This window comes from Shewanella sp. SNU WT4, assembly GCF_006494715.1.
In the GTDB taxonomy this organism is placed as follows: Bacteria; Pseudomonadota; Gammaproteobacteria; order Enterobacterales; family Shewanellaceae; genus Shewanella.
Map to the genome: position 1 here is coordinate 394,303 of NZ_CP041151.1, position 17,431 is coordinate 411,733.

Here is a 17,431-nt window from a genome sequence, read left to right on the forward strand (position 1 = left end):
ATTGATAGTGACGACTTACTGACTACTTAAGGTACTCAGTAGTGACGACAAGGTGTTGAATAAAACACTTGACGCACAACAGGAAATGCGTAAAATACGCATCCCTAGCCCGTAGCGGCAACGTTCTTTAACAAGTAGAAGACAAGCAAATCTGTGTGGACATTCACAGTAGTTGATAAATCGACAACGATTTAACACGTCTCGCAAGAGACTTCAACGAAGATGTCCGCATAACATGCAAATTCGGTGATTTATCATCGAATCGACAGAATTCATTGAGCAGGACTTTCGGGTCCGAACAAAACTTTAATTGAAGAGTTTGATCATGGCTCAGATTGAACGCTGGCGGCAGGCCTAACACATGCAAGTCGAGCGGCAGCGGGAAGTAACTTGTTACTTTGCCGGCGAGCGGCGGACGGGTGAGTAATGCCTGGGAATTTGCCCATTTGTGGGGGATAACAGTTGGAAACGACTGCTAATACCGCATACGCCCTACGGGGGAAAGCAGGGGAGCCTTCAGGTCCTTGCGCTGATGGATAAGCCCAGGTGGGATTAGCTAGTAGGTGAGGTAAAGGCTCACCTAGGCGACGATCCCTAGCTGTTCTGAGAGGATGATCAGCCACACTGGGACTGAGACACGGCCCAGACTCCTACGGGAGGCAGCAGTGGGGAATATTGCACAATGGGGGAAACCCTGATGCAGCCATGCCGCGTGTGTGAAGAAGGCCTTCGGGTTGTAAAGCACTTTCAGTAGGGAGGAAAGGTTGACGGTTAATACCCGTTAGCTGTGACGTTACCTACAGAAGAAGGACCGGCTAACTCCGTGCCAGCAGCCGCGGTAATACGGAGGGTCCGAGCGTTAATCGGAATTACTGGGCGTAAAGCGTGCGCAGGCGGTTTGTTAAGCGAGATGTGAAAGCCCCGGGCTCAACCTGGGAATTGCATTTTGAACTGGCAAACTAGAGTCTTGTAGAGGGGGGTAGAATTTCAGGTGTAGCGGTGAAATGCGTAGAGATCTGAAGGAATACCGGTGGCGAAGGCGGCCCCCTGGACAAAGACTGACGCTCATGCACGAAAGCGTGGGGAGCAAACAGGATTAGATACCCTGGTAGTCCACGCCGTAAACGATGTCTACTCGGAGTTTGGTGTCTTGAACACTGGGCTCTCAAGCTAACGCATTAAGTAGACCGCCTGGGGAGTACGGCCGCAAGGTTAAAACTCAAATGAATTGACGGGGGCCCGCACAAGCGGTGGAGCATGTGGTTTAATTCGATGCAACGCGAAGAACCTTACCTACTCTTGACATCCAGAGAATTCGCTAGAGATAGCTTAGTGCCTTCGGGAACTCTGAGACAGGTGCTGCATGGCTGTCGTCAGCTCGTGTTGTGAAATGTTGGGTTAAGTCCCGCAACGAGCGCAACCCTTATCCTTATTTGCCAGCACGTAATGGTGGGAACTCTAGGGAGACTGCCGGTGATAAACCGGAGGAAGGTGGGGACGACGTCAAGTCATCATGGCCCTTACGAGTAGGGCTACACACGTGCTACAATGGTCGGTACAGAGGGTTGCAAAGCCGCGAGGTGGAGCTAATCTCACAAAGCCGATCGTAGTCCGGATTGGAGTCTGCAACTCGACTCCATGAAGTCGGAATCGCTAGTAATCGTGGATCAGAATGCCACGGTGAATACGTTCCCGGGCCTTGTACACACCGCCCGTCACACCATGGGAGTGGGCTGCACCAGAAGTAGATAGCTTAACCCTTCGGGGAGGGCGTTTACCACGGTGTGGTTCATGACTGGGGTGAAGTCGTAACAAGGTAGCCCTAGGGGAACCTGGGGCTGGATCACCTCCTTACCTATGCGATTTAGAATTACTGTTGAGTGTTCACACAGATTGCCTTGTCTTGTTGACGAGCAAAACATTACCTTCCTTTGAAGGGATGTCGTTCTTTAAAAATTTGGAAAGCTGATAGTAGAACTTAGTGCGCGAGCATTAGGTGATACAAAATTGAGTTCTCAAAATACTTTAATCAAGTGTTTTGGATATTCTTTAACTTCAGAAATGAAGTAAATCAAGGCGTTCTTTTGCGAAAGCAAGAGACAGTAAAACCAGCTAGTTGCAATACGCTCAAGTGAAACTCATTTGGGTTGTATGGTTAAGTGACTAAGCGTATACGGTGGATGCCTTGGCAGTCAGAGGCGATGAAGGACGTAGTAACTTGCGAAAAGCGTTGGCGAGCTAGTAACAAGCATTTGAGCTAACGATGTCCGAATGGGGAAACCCGGCCACATAAGTGGTCATCATACAGTGAATACATAGCTGTATGAGGCGAACCTGGGGAACTGAAACATCTAAGTACCCAGAGGAAAAGAAATCAACCGAGATTCCCTAAGTAGCGGCGAGCGAACGGGGATTAGCCCTTAAGTCTAGGGGGTGTTAGTGGAATGGTCTGGAAAGTCCAACGGTACAGGGTGATAGTCCCGTACATGAAAACTAACCTTAGATGAAAACGAGTAAGGCGGCACACGTGATATGTTGTCTGAACATGGGGGGACCATCCTCCAAGGCTAAATACTCCTGACTGACCGATAGTGAACCAGTACCGTGAGGGAAAGGCGAAAAGAACCCCTGTGAGGGGAGTGAAATAGAACCTGAAACCGTATACGTACAAGCAGTGGGAGCGGTTCTTGAGACCGTGACTGCGTACCTTTTGTATAATGGGTCAGCGACTTACATTTAGTAGCGAGGTTAAGCGAATAGCGGAGCCGTAGGGAAACCGAGTGTTAACTGCGCGTTTAGTTGCTAGGTGTAGACCCGAAACCCGGTGATCTAGCCATGGGCAGGTTGAAGGTTGAGTAACATCAACTGGAGGACCGAACCGACTAATGTTGAAAAATTAGCGGATGACTTGTGGCTGGGGGTGAAAGGCCAATCAAACCGGGAGATATCTGGTTCTCCTCGAAAGCTATTTAGGTAGCGCCTCGCACGAATACCATTGGGGGTAGAGCACTGTTAAGGCTAGGGGGTCATCCCGACTTACCAACCCTTTGCAAACTCCGAATACCAATGAGTACTATGCGGGAGACAGACAGCGGGTGCTAACGTCCGTTGTCAAAAGGGAAACAACCCAGACCGTCAGCTAAGGTCCCAAAGTACTAGCTAAGTGGGAAACGATGTGGGAAGGCTTAGACAGCTAGGATGTTGGCTTAGAAGCAGCCATCATTTAAAGAAAGCGTAATAGCTCACTAGTCGAGTCGGCCTGCGCGGAAGATGTAACGGGGCTAAGCTAGTCACCGAAGCTACGGGTGCATTTCATTAGAGATGCGCGGTAGAGGAGCGTTCTGTAAGCCGTTGAAGGTGAAGGGGTAACCCACGCTGGAGGTATCAGAAGTGCGAATGCTGACATGAGTAACGATAAAGGGGGTGAAAAACCCCCTCGCCGGAAGACCAAGGGTTCCTGTCCAACGTTAATCGGGGCAGGGTGAGTCGACCCCTAAGGCGAGGCCGAAAGGCGTAGTCGATGGGAAACGGGTTAATATTCCCGTACTTGTGCTAACTGCGATGGAGAGACGGAGAAGGCTAGGCTAGCGCGGCGTTGGTAGTCCGCGTTTAAGGTAGTAGGCGGTATTCTTAGGCAAATCCGGGAATACTTACGCTGAGAGCTGATGACGAGGTCCTAAGGGACTGAAGTAGTTGATGCCATGCTTCCAGGAAAATCTTCTAAGCTTCAGGTTAGCAGGAATCGTACCCCAAACCGACACAGGTGGTCGGGTAGAGAATACCAAGGCGCTTGAGAGAACTCGGCTGAAGGAACTAGGCAAAATGGTACCGTAACTTCGGGAGAAGGTACGCTCCTGCCGGTGATGAGACTTGCTCTCTAAGCTAGCGGGAGTCGCAGATACCAGGTGGCTGCAACTGTTTATCAAAAACACAGCACTGTGCAAAATCGCAAGATGAAGTATACGGTGTGACGCCTGCCCGGTGCCGGAAGGTTAATTGATTGGGTTATCTTCGGAGAAGCTCATGATCGAAGCCCCGGTAAACGGCGGCCGTAACTATAACGGTCCTAAGGTAGCGAAATTCCTTGTCGGGTAAGTTCCGACCTGCACGAATGGCGTAATGATGGCCACGCTGTCTCCAGCCGAGACTCAGTGAAGTTGAAATTGCGGTGAAGATGCCGTATACCCGCGGCTAGACGGAAAGACCCCGTGAACCTTTACTATAGCTTGGCACTGAACATTGAACCTACATGTGTAGGATAGGTGGGAGACTTTGAAGCATGAACGCTAGTTTGTGTGGAGTCGTCCTTGAAATACCACCCTTGTAGTTTTGATGTTCTAACCTAGGTCCCTTATCGGGATTAGGGACAGTGCCTGGTGGGTAGTTTGACTGGGGCGGTCTCCTCCCAAAGAGTAACGGAGGAGCACGAAGGTTGGCTAAGTACGGTCGGACATCGTACGGTTAGTGCAATGGCATAAGCCAGCTTAACTGCGAGACAGACACGTCGAGCAGGTACGAAAGTAGGTCATAGTGATCCGGTGGTTCTGAATGGAAGGGCCATCGCTCAACGGATAAAAGGTACTCCGGGGATAACAGGCTGATACCGCCCAAGAGTTCATATCGACGGCGGTGTTTGGCACCTCGATGTCGGCTCATCACATCCTGGGGCTGAAGTCGGTCCCAAGGGTATGGCTGTTCGCCATTTAAAGTGGTACGCGAGCTGGGTTCAGAACGTCGTGAGACAGTTCGGTCCCTATCTGCCGTGGGCGTTGGATGATTGAGGGGAGCTGCTCCTAGTACGAGAGGACCGGAGTGGACGAACCGCTGGTGTTCGGGTTGTCATGCCAATGGCATTGCCCGGTAGCTACGTTCGGAATCGATAACCGCTGAAAGCATCTAAGCGGGAAGCGAGCCCCAAGATGAGTCATCCCTAGGACTATAAGTCCTCTGAAGGGCCGTCCGAGACTAGGACGTTGATAGGCAAGGTGTGTAAGCGTTGTGAGGCGTTGAGCTAACTTGTACTAATGACCCGAGAGGCTTAACCATACAACCCAGATGGGTTTTACTGAACAAGCCTGATAAAGAATCGAAAAATACTTGATTGAAGATTGAGTACTCAATAGCAAAAAATCCCAGGTCGCTTAGCTCAGCTGGGAGAGCACCTCCCTTACAAGGAGGGGGTCACTGGTTCGAGCCCAGTAGCGACCACCATATTTTTCCACAGCTTTCCGAATTCCAAATTTGTCTGGAGACCATAGCACTGTGGCACCACCTGATCCCATTCCGAACTCAGAAGTGAAACGCAGTCGCGCCGATGGTAGTGTGGGGTTTCCCCATGCGAGAGTAGGTCATCTCCAGGCGCCTAATTTCTCGTAAGAGAGTCGATAAAGCCCGTTGCTCACGCAACGGGCTTTTTTCGTTTAGATTTTTTAAAGATTTATATACTACTTTTTGCTAGTTAGGGTACACGATGAGCACAGATTTCCAGTAAGCGTCTGGGCAACTACACCTATCTTTTAAAATTCCATGGTAACAGGCTGTCGATATCCGGTGCTGGTTGGCACAGTTCATTAAGACAAGCCATGATGTAATCAAATGGTACTAAGCCATTGACCTTGGCCGTTTCTACTATGCTGTAAAGCGTGGCACTGGCATTAGCCCCATTAGCTGTCTGACTGAATAACCAATTTTTTCGGCCAATCACAAACGGTTTTACGGCTCGCTCTGCACGATTGTTATCAATACTCAGCCTGCCATCATCAACATAACGAATGAGTTTGTGCCATTGATTAGCCAGGTAATTAGCTGCCTCCATCAGTTTGGTATTACCCACTAAATTGGGCTGATTTTGCTCAAGCCATGCTTTTAGCTTGACTAGGATAGGCAGGCTAGCCTCTTGTCTGGCAATGTACTTTTCATCTGTAGTTTTATCTTTGATGTGTGACTCTACACCGTACAATTTCTGGATAAGACTCAATACCACATCCGCTTTGCCGGTTTTGTTTTTACCTTGCAGCTTTTTTGCTTCAATAAATTTACGCCTAGCATGAGCCCAGCATCCCACTAAGGTTGCCTGTGTTTTTTCATAAGCTTGATAACCATCTACGTGCAAGTAGCCTTGATATCCATCAAGATAATTGACCACGCAGGCGGCAGCCCGACTGTTATGGAAGTCGTAAAGTACAATATTAGGGATAGGATTATTCGGGGCTGGTGAATCTCGACCTGAGCAATAGACCCACATGTAGCTGTTTACTTTATCGGATTTCACCACTTTTAATGGCGTTTCATCAGCAAACAACGTGGGCTGTTTTAACAACGCTGTTTTAAGCCGTTCAACTAATGGTGCGAAGAGTGTGGCTGATTTGTCTATCCAGCTGCTCATTGTCTGGCGACTGAGCTCAATGCCATATTGCTTAAACATCGCTTCCTGGCGATAAAGCGGTAACCCGTATTGATATTTACTGGTGATAAGCTGACTGAGTAAACTGCTTGTAGCAATGCCTTTATTGATTGGCATTGCTGGCATTGAGGCTTGTTTAATCGGCGTTTGAGTCGAGGATTTATCACAGTGGCGGCAAGCATATTTAGGCATAATGTGCTCAATCACTTTGATTTGGGCTGGAATAAACTCAAGCTTTTCTGATTTATCCTCGCCCATTTTATGTAACTCACCGCCACAGCAATCACAGGTCTTATCTTCGATATCGTGGATAACCTGCTCACGGGGTAAGTCTTTTGGCAGTGGCTTACGCACAGGCTTTTTACGGGTATAGCTAATGGATTGTTGCTCGGCCTCAACGGCTTCAACAATCTCTTCTACTTCATTGAATAACTCGCCTTGCCCTACAAAGCCTTCAGCACTTTTGCCGAATTGTTTTTGTTGAGCCAAGCGCCAGCGCTCTTCTAAAGCTGCGATGAGTGCATCTTTTTGTAGAGATAATTGACGCTCATTTTCGAGCAGCTTTTCAAGCTCAGCAATGCGCTGTTTAAGGGCGAGTTCATTTTTCATGACGCCTATGTTAAGGCATATCGAAAGGCTTTGTAGTGCTAATTGACCTTGTTTTGATGATCATCAATTGATCGCAAATATTAACGTAGTTGCTTACTCGTCACATCAATTTTACTGTGGCCAATCACATCATAACCCCCTAATAACCAGTGTAATTGCTGCTCGGATAATGTCATGGTGGGTGATATGAGTTTGGGCCATTTGAACTTATGCTTATCTAATCGCTTATACCACAGCGCAAAGCCAGTGTTATCCCAATAAAGTCATTTGAGTTTGTCACGGCCTTTATTACAAAATACAAATAGCGCACCACTGAGCACCGGTAGTTCAAGCTCGGCTTCGACTAAGGCGGCTAATCCATTAATCGATTTACGAAAATCGACAGCATCGGCACATAAATAGACGGAAGGCACATCAACAAACATCCTCATGCCATTAGCCCCTTAATGATGGTAAGGATATCCGTTGTTGCTAAATCCGCTGGAAGAGTGAGTTGGCCGGTTCGCGTATTAAACAGCATAGGTTGTTGGTGAGTTTGCGCGCAGACTTCAGTCGTGGTTTGTTTTAGTTGTATAAAGCGAGATTGAGTGGCGTTAGACGTTTGCGCTGGCACGATTAGATGTTGCTGTTGCTGTTGCTGTTGCTTAACCAGTAAAGCGCGCTGTTTATAATAAGTGGTAATCGAGACATTATGATGTTGGCAGAATTCAACATTAGTGCCTTTGAAATTGCTGCGCTGCTGAAGTAACCCTAGCCACTGTGCCGCTGTTTTGTATGTTTTCATCACCTGCTCCAAATTTATCATTGAGCAGGTATTTTTAGACAATCAGAACATCGATGCGAGGTGTGGTTCGCTAGACGGTCACGATTAATTCAGCTTACCTAGTGATGTTATGGATAGGTTTTGCGATCAAGTGTTAATTGAGTTGGTTCACCTGCATTTTTTGCTAATTATGCTTTAAGATACCTACGAAATATTTTCAAATATTAAGGTTAACTTGAAGCTGAACTTACTGCTTATTTCTGCTTATTTGTTTTGAGACTGAATCATTAATGAAAAGGTTAATGGCTAAATGTTGATGTTAGCTGGGATTAGGCGTGATATTCCATGTGTTTGATTACTGAACTTCGGTTTATTGATGAACTTAGGTTTGATTGATGAACTTAGGCGGGGATCAGGTATAATCGATGGCTACGATTAGCGAGTCGTAATTTCTTTGATATGAGGCTGTTCATGCAATGTCGTCTTGGCTGTGGAGCTTGTTGTATTGCTCCAAGTATTTCTACACCTATACCAGGTATGCCACAAGGTAAACCAGCCGGCGTTCGTTGCATTCAGTTGAGTGGTGACAACCTATGTTTATTATTTGGCTCTGAGACTCGCCCTGCTGTCTGTCATGATTTCGACGCTAGTATGGATGTCTGCGGCACTCATAATGCAGAGGCTATGTGGTTAATAACTGAGCTCGAAGCTCTGACAGGATCTGGTGATAAACAATGCAATTAACTCGTTATACCGATTATGCATTACGCACACTCATGTATTTGGCCATTGAGCCTAATCGTGAAGAATTATATCGTATTGCTGAAATTACTCAGGTGTTTGATTTATCACCTAATCATGTATCTAAGATCATTCATAACTTAGGTAAGCTTGGTTATCTGCATACGGTTCGCGGTAAGAATGGTGGCTTTAAATTAGCTAAGGCTGCGGAGCAAATTAATATAGGTCAGTTAGTGAGAGAGCTGGAGCCGACCATGAATGTCATTGATTGTCATCAGCCAGCTTGTCAGTTAATTAACGCTTGTCAGCTTAAAGGCGCCTTAGCTCAGGCAGTTAAAGCATTTTTGACTGTGCTTGATCACTATAATCTGCAGGATATGGTGTCTAATCGCGATCAATTAGTGCAGCTATTACCATCATTAGCTTGATGGTTTATCTTGCTGAGTTAACGCCAGTTTGTAAGGGAGTAAGCTTGATACTGGCACTAAGCTAATGCCTTCACTCTCTAAACGCTGCAAGTTATTCCTCAAAAATCGAACCGTTTCTGGGTGTGGGTGTGCAATCATTACAGCGTAGCCTTGGCTGTGGCTTAGTTGCATTAAGTGCTTAAATTGCCGCTCAAGTGAGGCGTTATCTAGCTGATTATCTAAGAATATTTGGCGAGTGAGTAATGGAATACCTTGTTGCTCGGCTTTTTGCGCTGCCTTACTAAAACGCGTGGTATTGCTATCAACAAAGAATAAATCATGCTGCTTTAACTCTTGCATCAACCAAGTCATAGGCTCTGCCAGTTGAGTCAATAAACTTCCCATATGATTATTCACCCCAATAGCATGGGGCACGCTACCTACCGATGCCTTGATTGAGCGCCTTATTTGTTCCTCATCCATATGATTGGTTAAACCGCCGAGCCCAAGTGCTTTGCCATTGAGCGCCTGCATGGGAAGGTGCACCATAATGTCATGGCCGTTGTGATGAGCCTGCGTGGCTATGTCTGAGCCAATCTTGGTATGAGGCAAAATAGATAAAGTCACAGATGCTGGCAAACTTAATACTTTACTATCCGTATGGCGATAACCAATATCATCGATAATGATGGCGACTTGTCCAGCTAATACTGGCTTTGCAAGCATCCCACCAAGAGCGGCTAATAACAAAAAAATCTGGGGATTACGGCGAAGCGGAAAACCAATGGATTGCAGTGGCCAAAATCTCATCTGATTGTTTTTCTTTGTTATTGGATGAATTGCCGATTATATCCACATTCTTGGCTGTTAATATATCATTAACATTTATTTTTATGTCGGGCTCTATTCCTTGTTGATGAACCTTGTTGCCTGCAGGGGTTAGATAATTAGCGATAGTGAGTTTCATGGCGCTAAGTTGTGATGCCATAGGTAAGACAGTCTGCACTGTCCCTTTGCCAAAGCTAGTTTCCCCCATGAGTAAGGCGCGGCGATTTTCTTGTAGGGCGGCTGCAACAATTTCAGCTGCTGATGCTGAACCATGATTGATGAGTACAACTATGGGAATGCCGTTAATTATGCTGGCCTCATCGGCAAAGTACGCTGTATTAGCCGCAAAATAGCGCCCTTGGACAGAAACAATCTTGCCATCATCGAGTAATAAATCAGCCACTTGTACGGCTTGATCTAATAAGCCGCCGGGGTTATCGCGTAAATCGAGTATGACACCAGTTAATGTTTGCAGTTGCCATTGCTGTAGAAAACCTTCGAGTTTACTGGCGGTATCTTCTTGAAAATGAGTTATTTTTACGTAGCCGATATTATTTTTAAGCATATCAACCGACACAGATTCAATGTGAATTTCATTGGGTGCTAGCTCAACATTTACGACCGTGCCCTGACGATTTAAACTCAATTCGATATTCTGCCGCTGATGGCTGTAGCGGCGAATCGCTGCTAAGAAGTCGTTAAGCTTAGCGGCGTTAACTGGTTCAGCAAATAGATGTGTGATGATGTCGCCAGGCTCTATACCTGCATGCGCCGCAGGTGAAGAGTAGAATGGGGTAAGTATACGAATTTCATCGGTTTTATTATCAGCAGCCACTTCAAAGCCAAAACCAAAATATTCGCCTTTATTGCTTTGTTCTAACAGTAGTAAATCTGGCTGGGATAAGTAACTTGAATAAGGGTCGAGCTGGCTGACTATGCCTTGCAGGGCCGCGTCTATCAATTGCTGCTCACTCAAGCTATCAACATAATGAGTTTGCACCAGATTAATGACTTCACTTATTGTGTTAGTTGCTGGGACTGGCGGCGCTGCGTCACCTTGATGCCAAAGGGTCGACAGTACGCCTAGCACCGCCCCGCAAATTAGCAGAATTATCGCCTTTACTATTGCCATTCAGCCCCCTGTGGGACTGATTAATTCCGACAATAAGTAGCCGGATTAACGGCTTGTCCCTTATGCCGTATTTCAAAGTATAGGCCAGGCTCGGTTTGTCCACCGGATTGACCGACTAAGGCAACATTGTCCCCTTTGGCTACTGTATCACCAGGGTTTTTTAGCAAGGCTTGGGCATAACCATATAGGCTCATATAGCCTTGACCGTGATCTACCACCAATACCATGCCAAAGCCTTTTAACCAATCGGCATAAATCACTTTGCCTGAGGCAATAGCTTTGACAGTGCGCCCTTCGGGGGCTTTGAGTAACACGCCTTTCCAGCTGACATTGCCCGAGCGTTGACTGCCAAAACTTGCCTGCACTCTGCCGGACACTGGCCATGCTAATTTGCCTTTCTGTTTGGCTAAACCACTCATGCTGGGATTAGCTTTGCTGGCTTCGGCGGCTTGCTTCAATAAATGCTTAATACTGCCTTCTTCTAACTGCAACTGTTCAAGCTGAGCGCCTTGAGTATTGAGCGTTTGTTGTAGCTGGCTTAATGTTTGTTTTCTTTGCGTTTGCTCGTCGGCCAATTGTTCTTGCTGCTGGCGCTGAGTCAAAATGAGCTTATTGAGTTCATCCTGGCGGCTTAATTGCTGCGCTTTGACTTGCTCGAGTTGCGTTTGCGTGTTTTTGAGCGATTCAATAGCCTTGATGCGGGCTTTATTGAGGTATTGATAATAAGCCAGCATTCTTTCTATGGTGGCGGGTTGCTGTTGATTGAGCAGCATTTTACTGTAATCGTGATTACCGGCTAAATAGGCCGCAGACAGTTGTTTTGATAGCGTTTGTTGTTGTTTCTGCTGGTCGGCGTTTAGCTGTTCAAACTCACTAGATAATTGCTCGAGTTGATTTTTTGTGGTCTGTAATTGTTGCTTGGTGAGGTTAGCTTTGCGAGCGATAGTCGCAATGGCTTGCTCGTCTTGCTTCAGTAAAGATTGCAGCTTTTCTCTCTGCTTACTGATTTTCGAGACAGCATTGTGCTGCTTATTGATCTCTTGCTGGATCTGCTTGAGTTCAGCCTGGCGACGACTGAGCTCGCTGGCATCAGCCGGCAAGGATAAGATCAAAAAGCCTGCGATAAGGCAGGCTTTTAATTGGGGTAAAAAGCTCACGAGTTAGTGTTACTCAGTTAAATGGATCAATGGCTTACCAGTCATTTCTGCTGGAATGGCTTGTCCTAACAACTGTAACATGGTTGGCGCTATATCACTTAAGCGGCCGCCAGCATCGATATTGGCATCACGACCAACATAAATAAAAGGCACCAATTCGCTGGTATGGGCTGTGTGTGCTTGGCCTGTGGTTTCATCCACCATTTGCTCAGCATTACCGTGATCGGCAGTAATAATACATTCGCCGCCCACTTTTTGCAGGGCATCGACGACTCGACCAATACAAGCATCAACCGCTTCACAGGCGCTTACAGCCGCCTCAAAAACACCAGTATGGCCAACCATATCGCCATTAGGGTAATTACAGATGATGACATCATACTTAGTGGATTCAATTGCTTCCACTAATTTGTCTGTGAGTTCGGCCGAGCTCATTTCAGGCTTTAAGTCATAAGTCGCGACGTTAGGCGAGTTAATCAGAATTCTGTCTTCACCGACAAAGTTCTCTTCTTTACCGCCATTGAAGAAGAAGGTTACATGGGCATACTTTTCAGTTTCAGAAATTCGTAACTGAGTTAGCCCTTGGTTTTGCAGGGTTTCACCTAAAGTATTGACTAAATCTGTGGATGAGAAAGCAATGGCAGCTTGGATATCGGCGGCATATTCAGTCAGCATCACGAAATTAACATCGGGATGTACTGAACGCTCAAAGCCATCGAAATCAGCATTAATAAATGAGCGGCTAATTTGACGAGCGCGGTCGGCGCGGAAATTCATAAAGATCAGCGCGTCATTATCTTGTAATTTCGCGGCTTGGCCTTGGCTATTAACCATGGCTGAGGCTGCTACAAACTCATCATTCTCATCACGAGCATAGGCCGCATCAAGCGCGTCTAAGCTATTGGCGTAATGGTATTGCGCGCAGCCTGCGGCGATTAACTCATAGGCTTTAGACACTCTATCCCAGCGATTGTCTCTATCCATAGCAAAGTAACGGCCAATAACAGAGGCTACTTTGCCTGTGCCTAAGGTGCTAAATAGGGTTTCAAAGTGAGCTAAACTCGCTTTGGCGCTGCGCGGCGGGGTATCGCGACCATCTAAAAAGGCATGTAAATATACTTGAGTGGCGCCGCGACTGACGGCCATTCTACACATGGCATCAATATGATCTTGATGGCTATGTACGCCGCCTGGCGATAATAATCCCATGATGTGTACTGCGCCGTTAGCCGCAATGGCGGCATCAATGGCTTGGCAAAGTACTGGGTTTTGTTCAAATTCGTTATCTTCTATCGCTTTAGTGATCCGCGTTAATTCTTGATAAACCACGCGGCCAGAGCCGATATTGATATGACCTACCTCTGAGTTACCCATTTGGCCATCGGGTAAACCGACATCCAAACCTGAACCAGAAATAAGGCTATTAGGGTACTGTTGGTAGAGTTTATCCAGTACCGGAGTATGCGCATGATGCACAGCATTCATGTGCTCGCTGTCGCGATGACCCCAGCCATCAAGAATGATCAGCGCCAGAGGGCGTTTTACTGCAGACATAAAGATTCCCTTAGAATTATGAAAATAGAAATCGAAACTGTATGAATCTTACTACTTAAGCGGGCTGTGACAAAGGGAAGTTGTTCGATTAGTGTTATCGGTGCTTTCATTGAGGTTAATGGTTATTTGGCTCAGTGTTTGCCGTCATTTAGTTACTATTGGCTGCGCCTGTGTTGCAACTGGGTTCTGTGACGGGAAATGTTGTCCTAAACTCGCCAGCGAGGGGCGCTTGGGTATATACTCTGCGACCAGATAATTCCAATTAGCTGATACAACAGGCAGAGACAGATGCAAGAGTACATCGAATTTTTGAAAGCAAACCCAATGTTAAGTGTGGCATGGGTGGGTTTATTTATTGCTGTTTTGGTAACTATGGTGAAATCTAGCCTGTCTAAGGTCAAGAACGTCAACAATCACGAATTAACTATGATGATTAATCGTGAAGACGCCAAAGTCATCGATGTTCGTGGTAAAGAAGATTTCAAGAAAGGCCATATTGCTGGAGCTATGAACGTTCCTATGGCTGACATTAAAAATAACCAAGCAACCAGTCTTGAAAATCTTAAAACAAGCCCCATTGTAATAGTGTGTAGCGCAGGCATGACATCATCACAGGCTGCTCAGTTGCTGTCAAAGCAAGGCTTCGAGCAAGTATTTAACCTGAAAGGTGGCATGGGTGAATGGCAAGCCGCTAACTTACCTGTCCAAAAGAGCAAACGCTAATCATTATCTCCGTTCGGCTTCATCCTAATCGGGGGAGCCGAGAGTGAAAAACCTGGGATGGTTCTGAGTTTCCACCATTGGAATTCAGTTATTATCATTAAACCCAAGGTATGTAATATACCGGAAACACATTGATAGGATAAATCGAGTCATGGCTGAAGCAATCAATAACGAACAACAAGCCCCACAATTTCAAATTCAACGCATCTTTACTAAAGACGTATCGTTTGAAACTCCTAATAGCCCAAATGTCTTCCAAAAAGAATGGCAACCAGAAGTTAAACTCGATTTAGATACTCGCAGCAACAAGTTAGCTGATGATGTGTTTGAAGTTATTTTATCTCTGACGGTAACCGCCACTAACGGTGATGAAACCGCTTTCCTGTGTGAAGTGCAGCAAGCCGGTATTTTCTCAGTGTCTGGTTTAACTGAGCCACAATTAGCGCATTCACTGGGCGCCTATTGCCCTAACATCCTTTTCCCATATGCTCGTGAATTAGTTGGCAGCTTGGTTGCTCGTGGTACTTTCCCACAGCTGAACTTAGCGCCAGTTAACTTTGATGCCCTGTTTGCTCAATATGTACAGCAACGTCAGGCACAAGCTGCACCAGCAACTACTGAAGAAGCTAACGCTTAATTATTTATGAAAGACACTGCCGATATTACGGTGTTGGGGGCGGGTTCATACGGCACCGCCCTTGCCATTTCTTTAGCCAGCAATGGCCATAAGACCTTACTCTGGGGTCATGAGCCTGAACATATTGCTGAACTGCAACGTGATCGGGAGAATCGTGAATTCTTGCCAGGTATCGCTTTACCTAAGTTATTGCAGCCAGAAGCTTCACTTGCTAAGGCGCTGAGTGCTAGTCGCAATGTATTAGTGGTCGTTCCTAGCCATGTGTTTGGCTTGGTATTGGCGCAAGCTAAGCCATTATTGCGACAAGATAGCCGGATTGTATGGGCGACCAAGGGCTTAGAGCCTGAAACCGGTCGGTTATTGCAAGATGTGGCCCACGATGTGTTAGGTGATATCTATCCGTTAGCGGTATTGTCAGGCCCAACCTTTGCTAAAGAATTAGCCGCCGGTTTACCGACAGCTATTTCGGTTGCTGGCACTGATACTCACTTTACTCAAGACTTGATTGAATTACTGCATAGCCCTAAGCGTTTACGCGTGTATGGCAATGATGATTTTATTGGTCTGCAGTTAGGTGGCGCGGTTAAGAATGTTATCGCCATTGGCGCTGGCATGTCCGATGGTATTGGTTTTGGTGCCAATGCTCGCACAGCATTAATCACTCGCGGTTTAGTTGAACTGACTCGCTTGGGTGAGGCGTTAGGCGCGCAGGCTGATACCTTTATGGGTATGGCTGGCTTAGGCGATCTGGTATTAACTTGTACCGATAACCAATCGCGTAATCGTCGTTTTGGCTTAGCCTTAGGCAAAGGTCAAGATGTTGATTCGGCTCAAAAAGAGATTGGCCAAGTGGTCGAAGGTTACCGCAATACCAAAGAAGTGCACACCTTAGCGTTGCGCTTAGGGGTGGAAATGCCAATTACTGAGCAAATCTACCAAGTATTGTATGAAGGTAAATCACCTTTTGATGCTGCCGCAGGGTTATTAGCGCGTGAGCGTAAGTCTGAAACCTCAAGTCGCAAAGTTTGAGCGATAGACGCCCCATTAAAGGATGCTAAAATGGCATCCTTTTTTATTGCCGTTATCGCCTAAATCCCGTCATTCACCTGTGCTTGGCCGTTTAGGTCAAATAGTATTTATCCTAAGTACCTTCCCAGCCATGCTGCGGTACCCGTACCAAAATGAGACTTGTTATGTCACAAACCCAATTCGATGTCATCATCATAGGCGCCGGCGCCGCTGGCTTGATGTGTGCACTTACGGCTGGCTATAGAGGCCGCAAGGTGTTGTTAGTCGACAACGCTAAGCAGCTCGGACGAAAAATCCTCATTAGTGGTGGCGGGCGCTGTAATTTCACTAACTATCATACCGATGCTAATGCCTACTTATGTGCTAACCCGCACTTTGTTAAATCCGCCTTGGCGCGTTTTAGTCAGTTTGATTTTATCGCTATGGTTGAGCGTCATGGCATTAATTTCCATGAAAAAACCTTAGGTCAGCTGTTTTGTGATGAGTCAGCGAAAGACATAGTCACTATGCTAACGACTGAGTGTGAATGGGCTGGGGTAACAACGCAGCTGCGCACTGATATCAATGCCATTACCACGAATGCCGATGGAGAGTATTGCTTAGCAACCTCAGCGGGTGCCTTTAGTTGTCAGTCGTTAGTTATAGCGACAGGCGGCTTATCTATGCCAAAACTTGGTGCCACCCCTTATGGCTATAAAGTTGCGGAGCAATTTGGTTTGCAAGTATTGCCGACCACAGCGGCCTTAGTGCCTTTTACTTTGCAGCCAGATGATAAAGCTAAATATGAAGAGCTGTCAGGCATTGCCTTACCCGTAGTGATTACAGCCGAGTGCGGTCAAAGTTTTAAAGAAGCCATGCTATTTACCCATAGAGGCTTGAGTGGACCTGCGGTATTACAAATCTCATCTTACTGGCAACCAGGGCAAGCCGTTGCCGTCAACTTGCTGCCAGAACACGACTTTGTACAGTGGCTAAATACAATCACCCAAGAATCACCAAAATTGTCTTTCAAGAATGCACTAAGTCGCTTATTACCTAAGCGTTTGGTGGAGAGATTAGTGGAGCTGGGGGAGTTACCAGACAAGCCAGTTAACCAATTAGGCAAAAGCGAAATTCAGCAGTTAGGTGAGTATCTGCATCAATGGCGCATTGCGCCCAATGGCACAGAAGGCTATCGCACCGCCGAAGTCACTTTAGGCGGCGTAGATACCGACGAGCTATCTTCCAAAACCATGGAAGCTAAGCGTCAGGCCGGATTATTCTTTATTGGTGAAGTGGTTGATGTCAGCGGTTGGCTTGGGGGTTATAACTTCCAATGGGCGTGGTCAAGTGGCTATGCCGCCGGCGAAGCTGTATAGCTAATTGCTTGAGCTAAAGGCTTATCGGTGTGATGGTTTAGCGCCTATAGCGTTAGCACTCAGTATTGGCGAGCATTTCATTAAGGGACA

General features: G+C 46.6%; 12 protein-coding genes, 1 tRNA gene, 3 rRNA genes and 1 pseudogene. 10 read left to right on the forward strand and 7 right to left on the reverse strand.

Going from position 1 to position 17,431, the window contains the following annotated elements; genetic code table 11:
* The first annotated feature begins 307 nt into the window (after window positions 1-307).
* The 4 genes from FJQ87_RS01800 to rrf all read left to right on the forward strand — a co-directional run bounded on the left by FJQ87_RS01800 (window position 308) and on the right by rrf (window position 5,360).
* A 16S ribosomal RNA gene (locus FJQ87_RS01800) occupies window positions 308-1,854 on the forward strand.
* A 299-nt stretch (window positions 1,855-2,153) separates the two neighbouring features.
* A 23S ribosomal RNA gene (locus tag FJQ87_RS01805) occupies window positions 2,154-5,046 on the forward strand.
* Window positions 5,047-5,135: 89 nt separating this feature from the next.
* A tRNA-Val gene (locus FJQ87_RS01810) sits at window positions 5,136-5,211 on the forward strand.
* A gap of 33 nt (window positions 5,212-5,244) precedes the next feature.
* Window positions 5,245-5,360: ribosomal RNA gene (gene rrf / locus FJQ87_RS01815) — 5S ribosomal RNA — on the forward strand.
* The 16S, 23S and 5S rRNA genes sit together here with 1 tRNA gene alongside, the layout of an rRNA operon.
* A gap of 149 nt (window positions 5,361-5,509) precedes the next feature.
* Here the strand turns inward: rrf and FJQ87_RS01820 are convergent.
* The 3 genes and pseudogenes from FJQ87_RS01820 to FJQ87_RS01835 form a co-directional block, all read right to left on the reverse strand.
* Window positions 5,510-7,012, reverse strand: coding sequence for an IS66 family transposase (locus tag FJQ87_RS01820; protein WP_140930229.1), 1,503 nt, complete (start codon window positions 7,010-7,012; stop codon window positions 5,510-5,512).
* An 80-nt stretch (window positions 7,013-7,092) separates the two neighbouring features.
* Window positions 7,093-7,443: pseudogene (gene tnpB / locus FJQ87_RS01830) on the reverse strand (IS66 family insertion sequence element accessory protein TnpB).
* Window positions 7,440-7,796 (reverse strand): IS66 family insertion sequence element accessory protein TnpB, encoded by a 357-nt coding sequence (locus tag FJQ87_RS01835; protein WP_168195121.1) that lies wholly within the window; start codon window positions 7,794-7,796, stop codon window positions 7,440-7,442. The pseudogene tnpB and the gene FJQ87_RS01835 overlap by 4 nt, the downstream one beginning before the upstream one ends.
* Before the next feature lie 450 nt (window positions 7,797-8,246).
* On the opposite strand from FJQ87_RS01835, the gene FJQ87_RS01840 reads away from it, so the two are divergent.
* Complete coding sequence (locus FJQ87_RS01840) at window positions 8,247-8,519, forward strand: YkgJ family cysteine cluster protein (RefSeq protein WP_140933944.1); 273 nt, start codon at window positions 8,247-8,249, stop codon at window positions 8,517-8,519.
* Window positions 8,510-8,944 carry an Rrf2 family transcriptional regulator gene (locus tag FJQ87_RS01845; RefSeq protein ID WP_140930233.1) on the forward strand — a complete coding sequence of 145 codons (435 nt, stop codon included), beginning with the start codon at window positions 8,510-8,512 and terminating at the stop codon, window positions 8,942-8,944. Before FJQ87_RS01840 ends, FJQ87_RS01845 begins: the two co-directional genes overlap by 10 nt.
* Here the strand turns inward: FJQ87_RS01845 and FJQ87_RS01850 are convergent.
* Genes FJQ87_RS01850 through gpmM form a run of 4 tightly spaced genes read right to left on the reverse strand, consistent with a single transcriptional unit; the run spans window position 8,936 to window position 13,594 of the window.
* Window positions 8,936-9,649 carry a divergent polysaccharide deacetylase family protein gene (locus FJQ87_RS01850; RefSeq protein ID WP_140933946.1) on the reverse strand — a complete coding sequence of 238 codons (714 nt, stop codon included), beginning with the start codon at window positions 9,647-9,649 and terminating at the stop codon, window positions 8,936-8,938. The two genes, FJQ87_RS01845 and FJQ87_RS01850, sit on opposite strands and share 9 nt — an antisense overlap.
* A 37-nt stretch (window positions 9,650-9,686) precedes the next feature.
* Entirely contained in the window at window positions 9,687-10,883 is a 1,197-nt protein-coding gene (locus FJQ87_RS01855; RefSeq protein WP_140930234.1) for a S41 family peptidase, read from the reverse strand.
* 20 nt (window positions 10,884-10,903) lie between these two features.
* Window positions 10,904-12,040 (reverse strand): peptidoglycan DD-metalloendopeptidase family protein, encoded by a 1,137-nt coding sequence (locus FJQ87_RS01860; RefSeq protein WP_240778793.1) that lies wholly within the window; start codon window positions 12,038-12,040, stop codon window positions 10,904-10,906.
* A 9-nt stretch (window positions 12,041-12,049) separates the two neighbouring features.
* On the reverse strand, window positions 12,050-13,594 hold the full coding sequence (gene gpmM / locus FJQ87_RS01865) for a 2,3-bisphosphoglycerate-independent phosphoglycerate mutase (protein ID WP_140930235.1): 1,545 nt from the start codon (window positions 13,592-13,594) through the stop codon (window positions 12,050-12,052).
* A gap of 288 nt (window positions 13,595-13,882) precedes the next feature.
* On the opposite strand from gpmM, the gene FJQ87_RS01870 reads away from it, so the two are divergent.
* From FJQ87_RS01870 to FJQ87_RS01885, 4 genes are all read left to right on the forward strand, one after another.
* Window positions 13,883-14,317, forward strand: a complete 435-nt coding sequence (locus FJQ87_RS01870) for a rhodanese-like domain-containing protein (protein WP_140930236.1) — start codon at window positions 13,883-13,885, stop codon at window positions 14,315-14,317.
* Window positions 14,318-14,468: 151 nt separating this feature from the next.
* On the forward strand, window positions 14,469-14,954 hold the full coding sequence (secB, locus tag FJQ87_RS01875) for a protein-export chaperone SecB (protein ID WP_140930237.1): 486 nt from the start codon (window positions 14,469-14,471) through the stop codon (window positions 14,952-14,954).
* A gap of 6 nt (window positions 14,955-14,960) precedes the next feature.
* A complete protein-coding gene (gpsA, locus tag FJQ87_RS01880) occupies window positions 14,961-15,983 on the forward strand; it encodes an NAD(P)H-dependent glycerol-3-phosphate dehydrogenase (protein WP_140930238.1) in 1,023 nt (340 codons plus the stop codon).
* Between the two features lie 164 nt (window positions 15,984-16,147).
* Complete coding sequence (locus FJQ87_RS01885; RefSeq protein ID WP_140930239.1) at window positions 16,148-17,341, forward strand: NAD(P)/FAD-dependent oxidoreductase; 1,194 nt, start codon at window positions 16,148-16,150, stop codon at window positions 17,339-17,341.
* Window positions 17,342-17,431 lie beyond the last annotated feature (90 nt).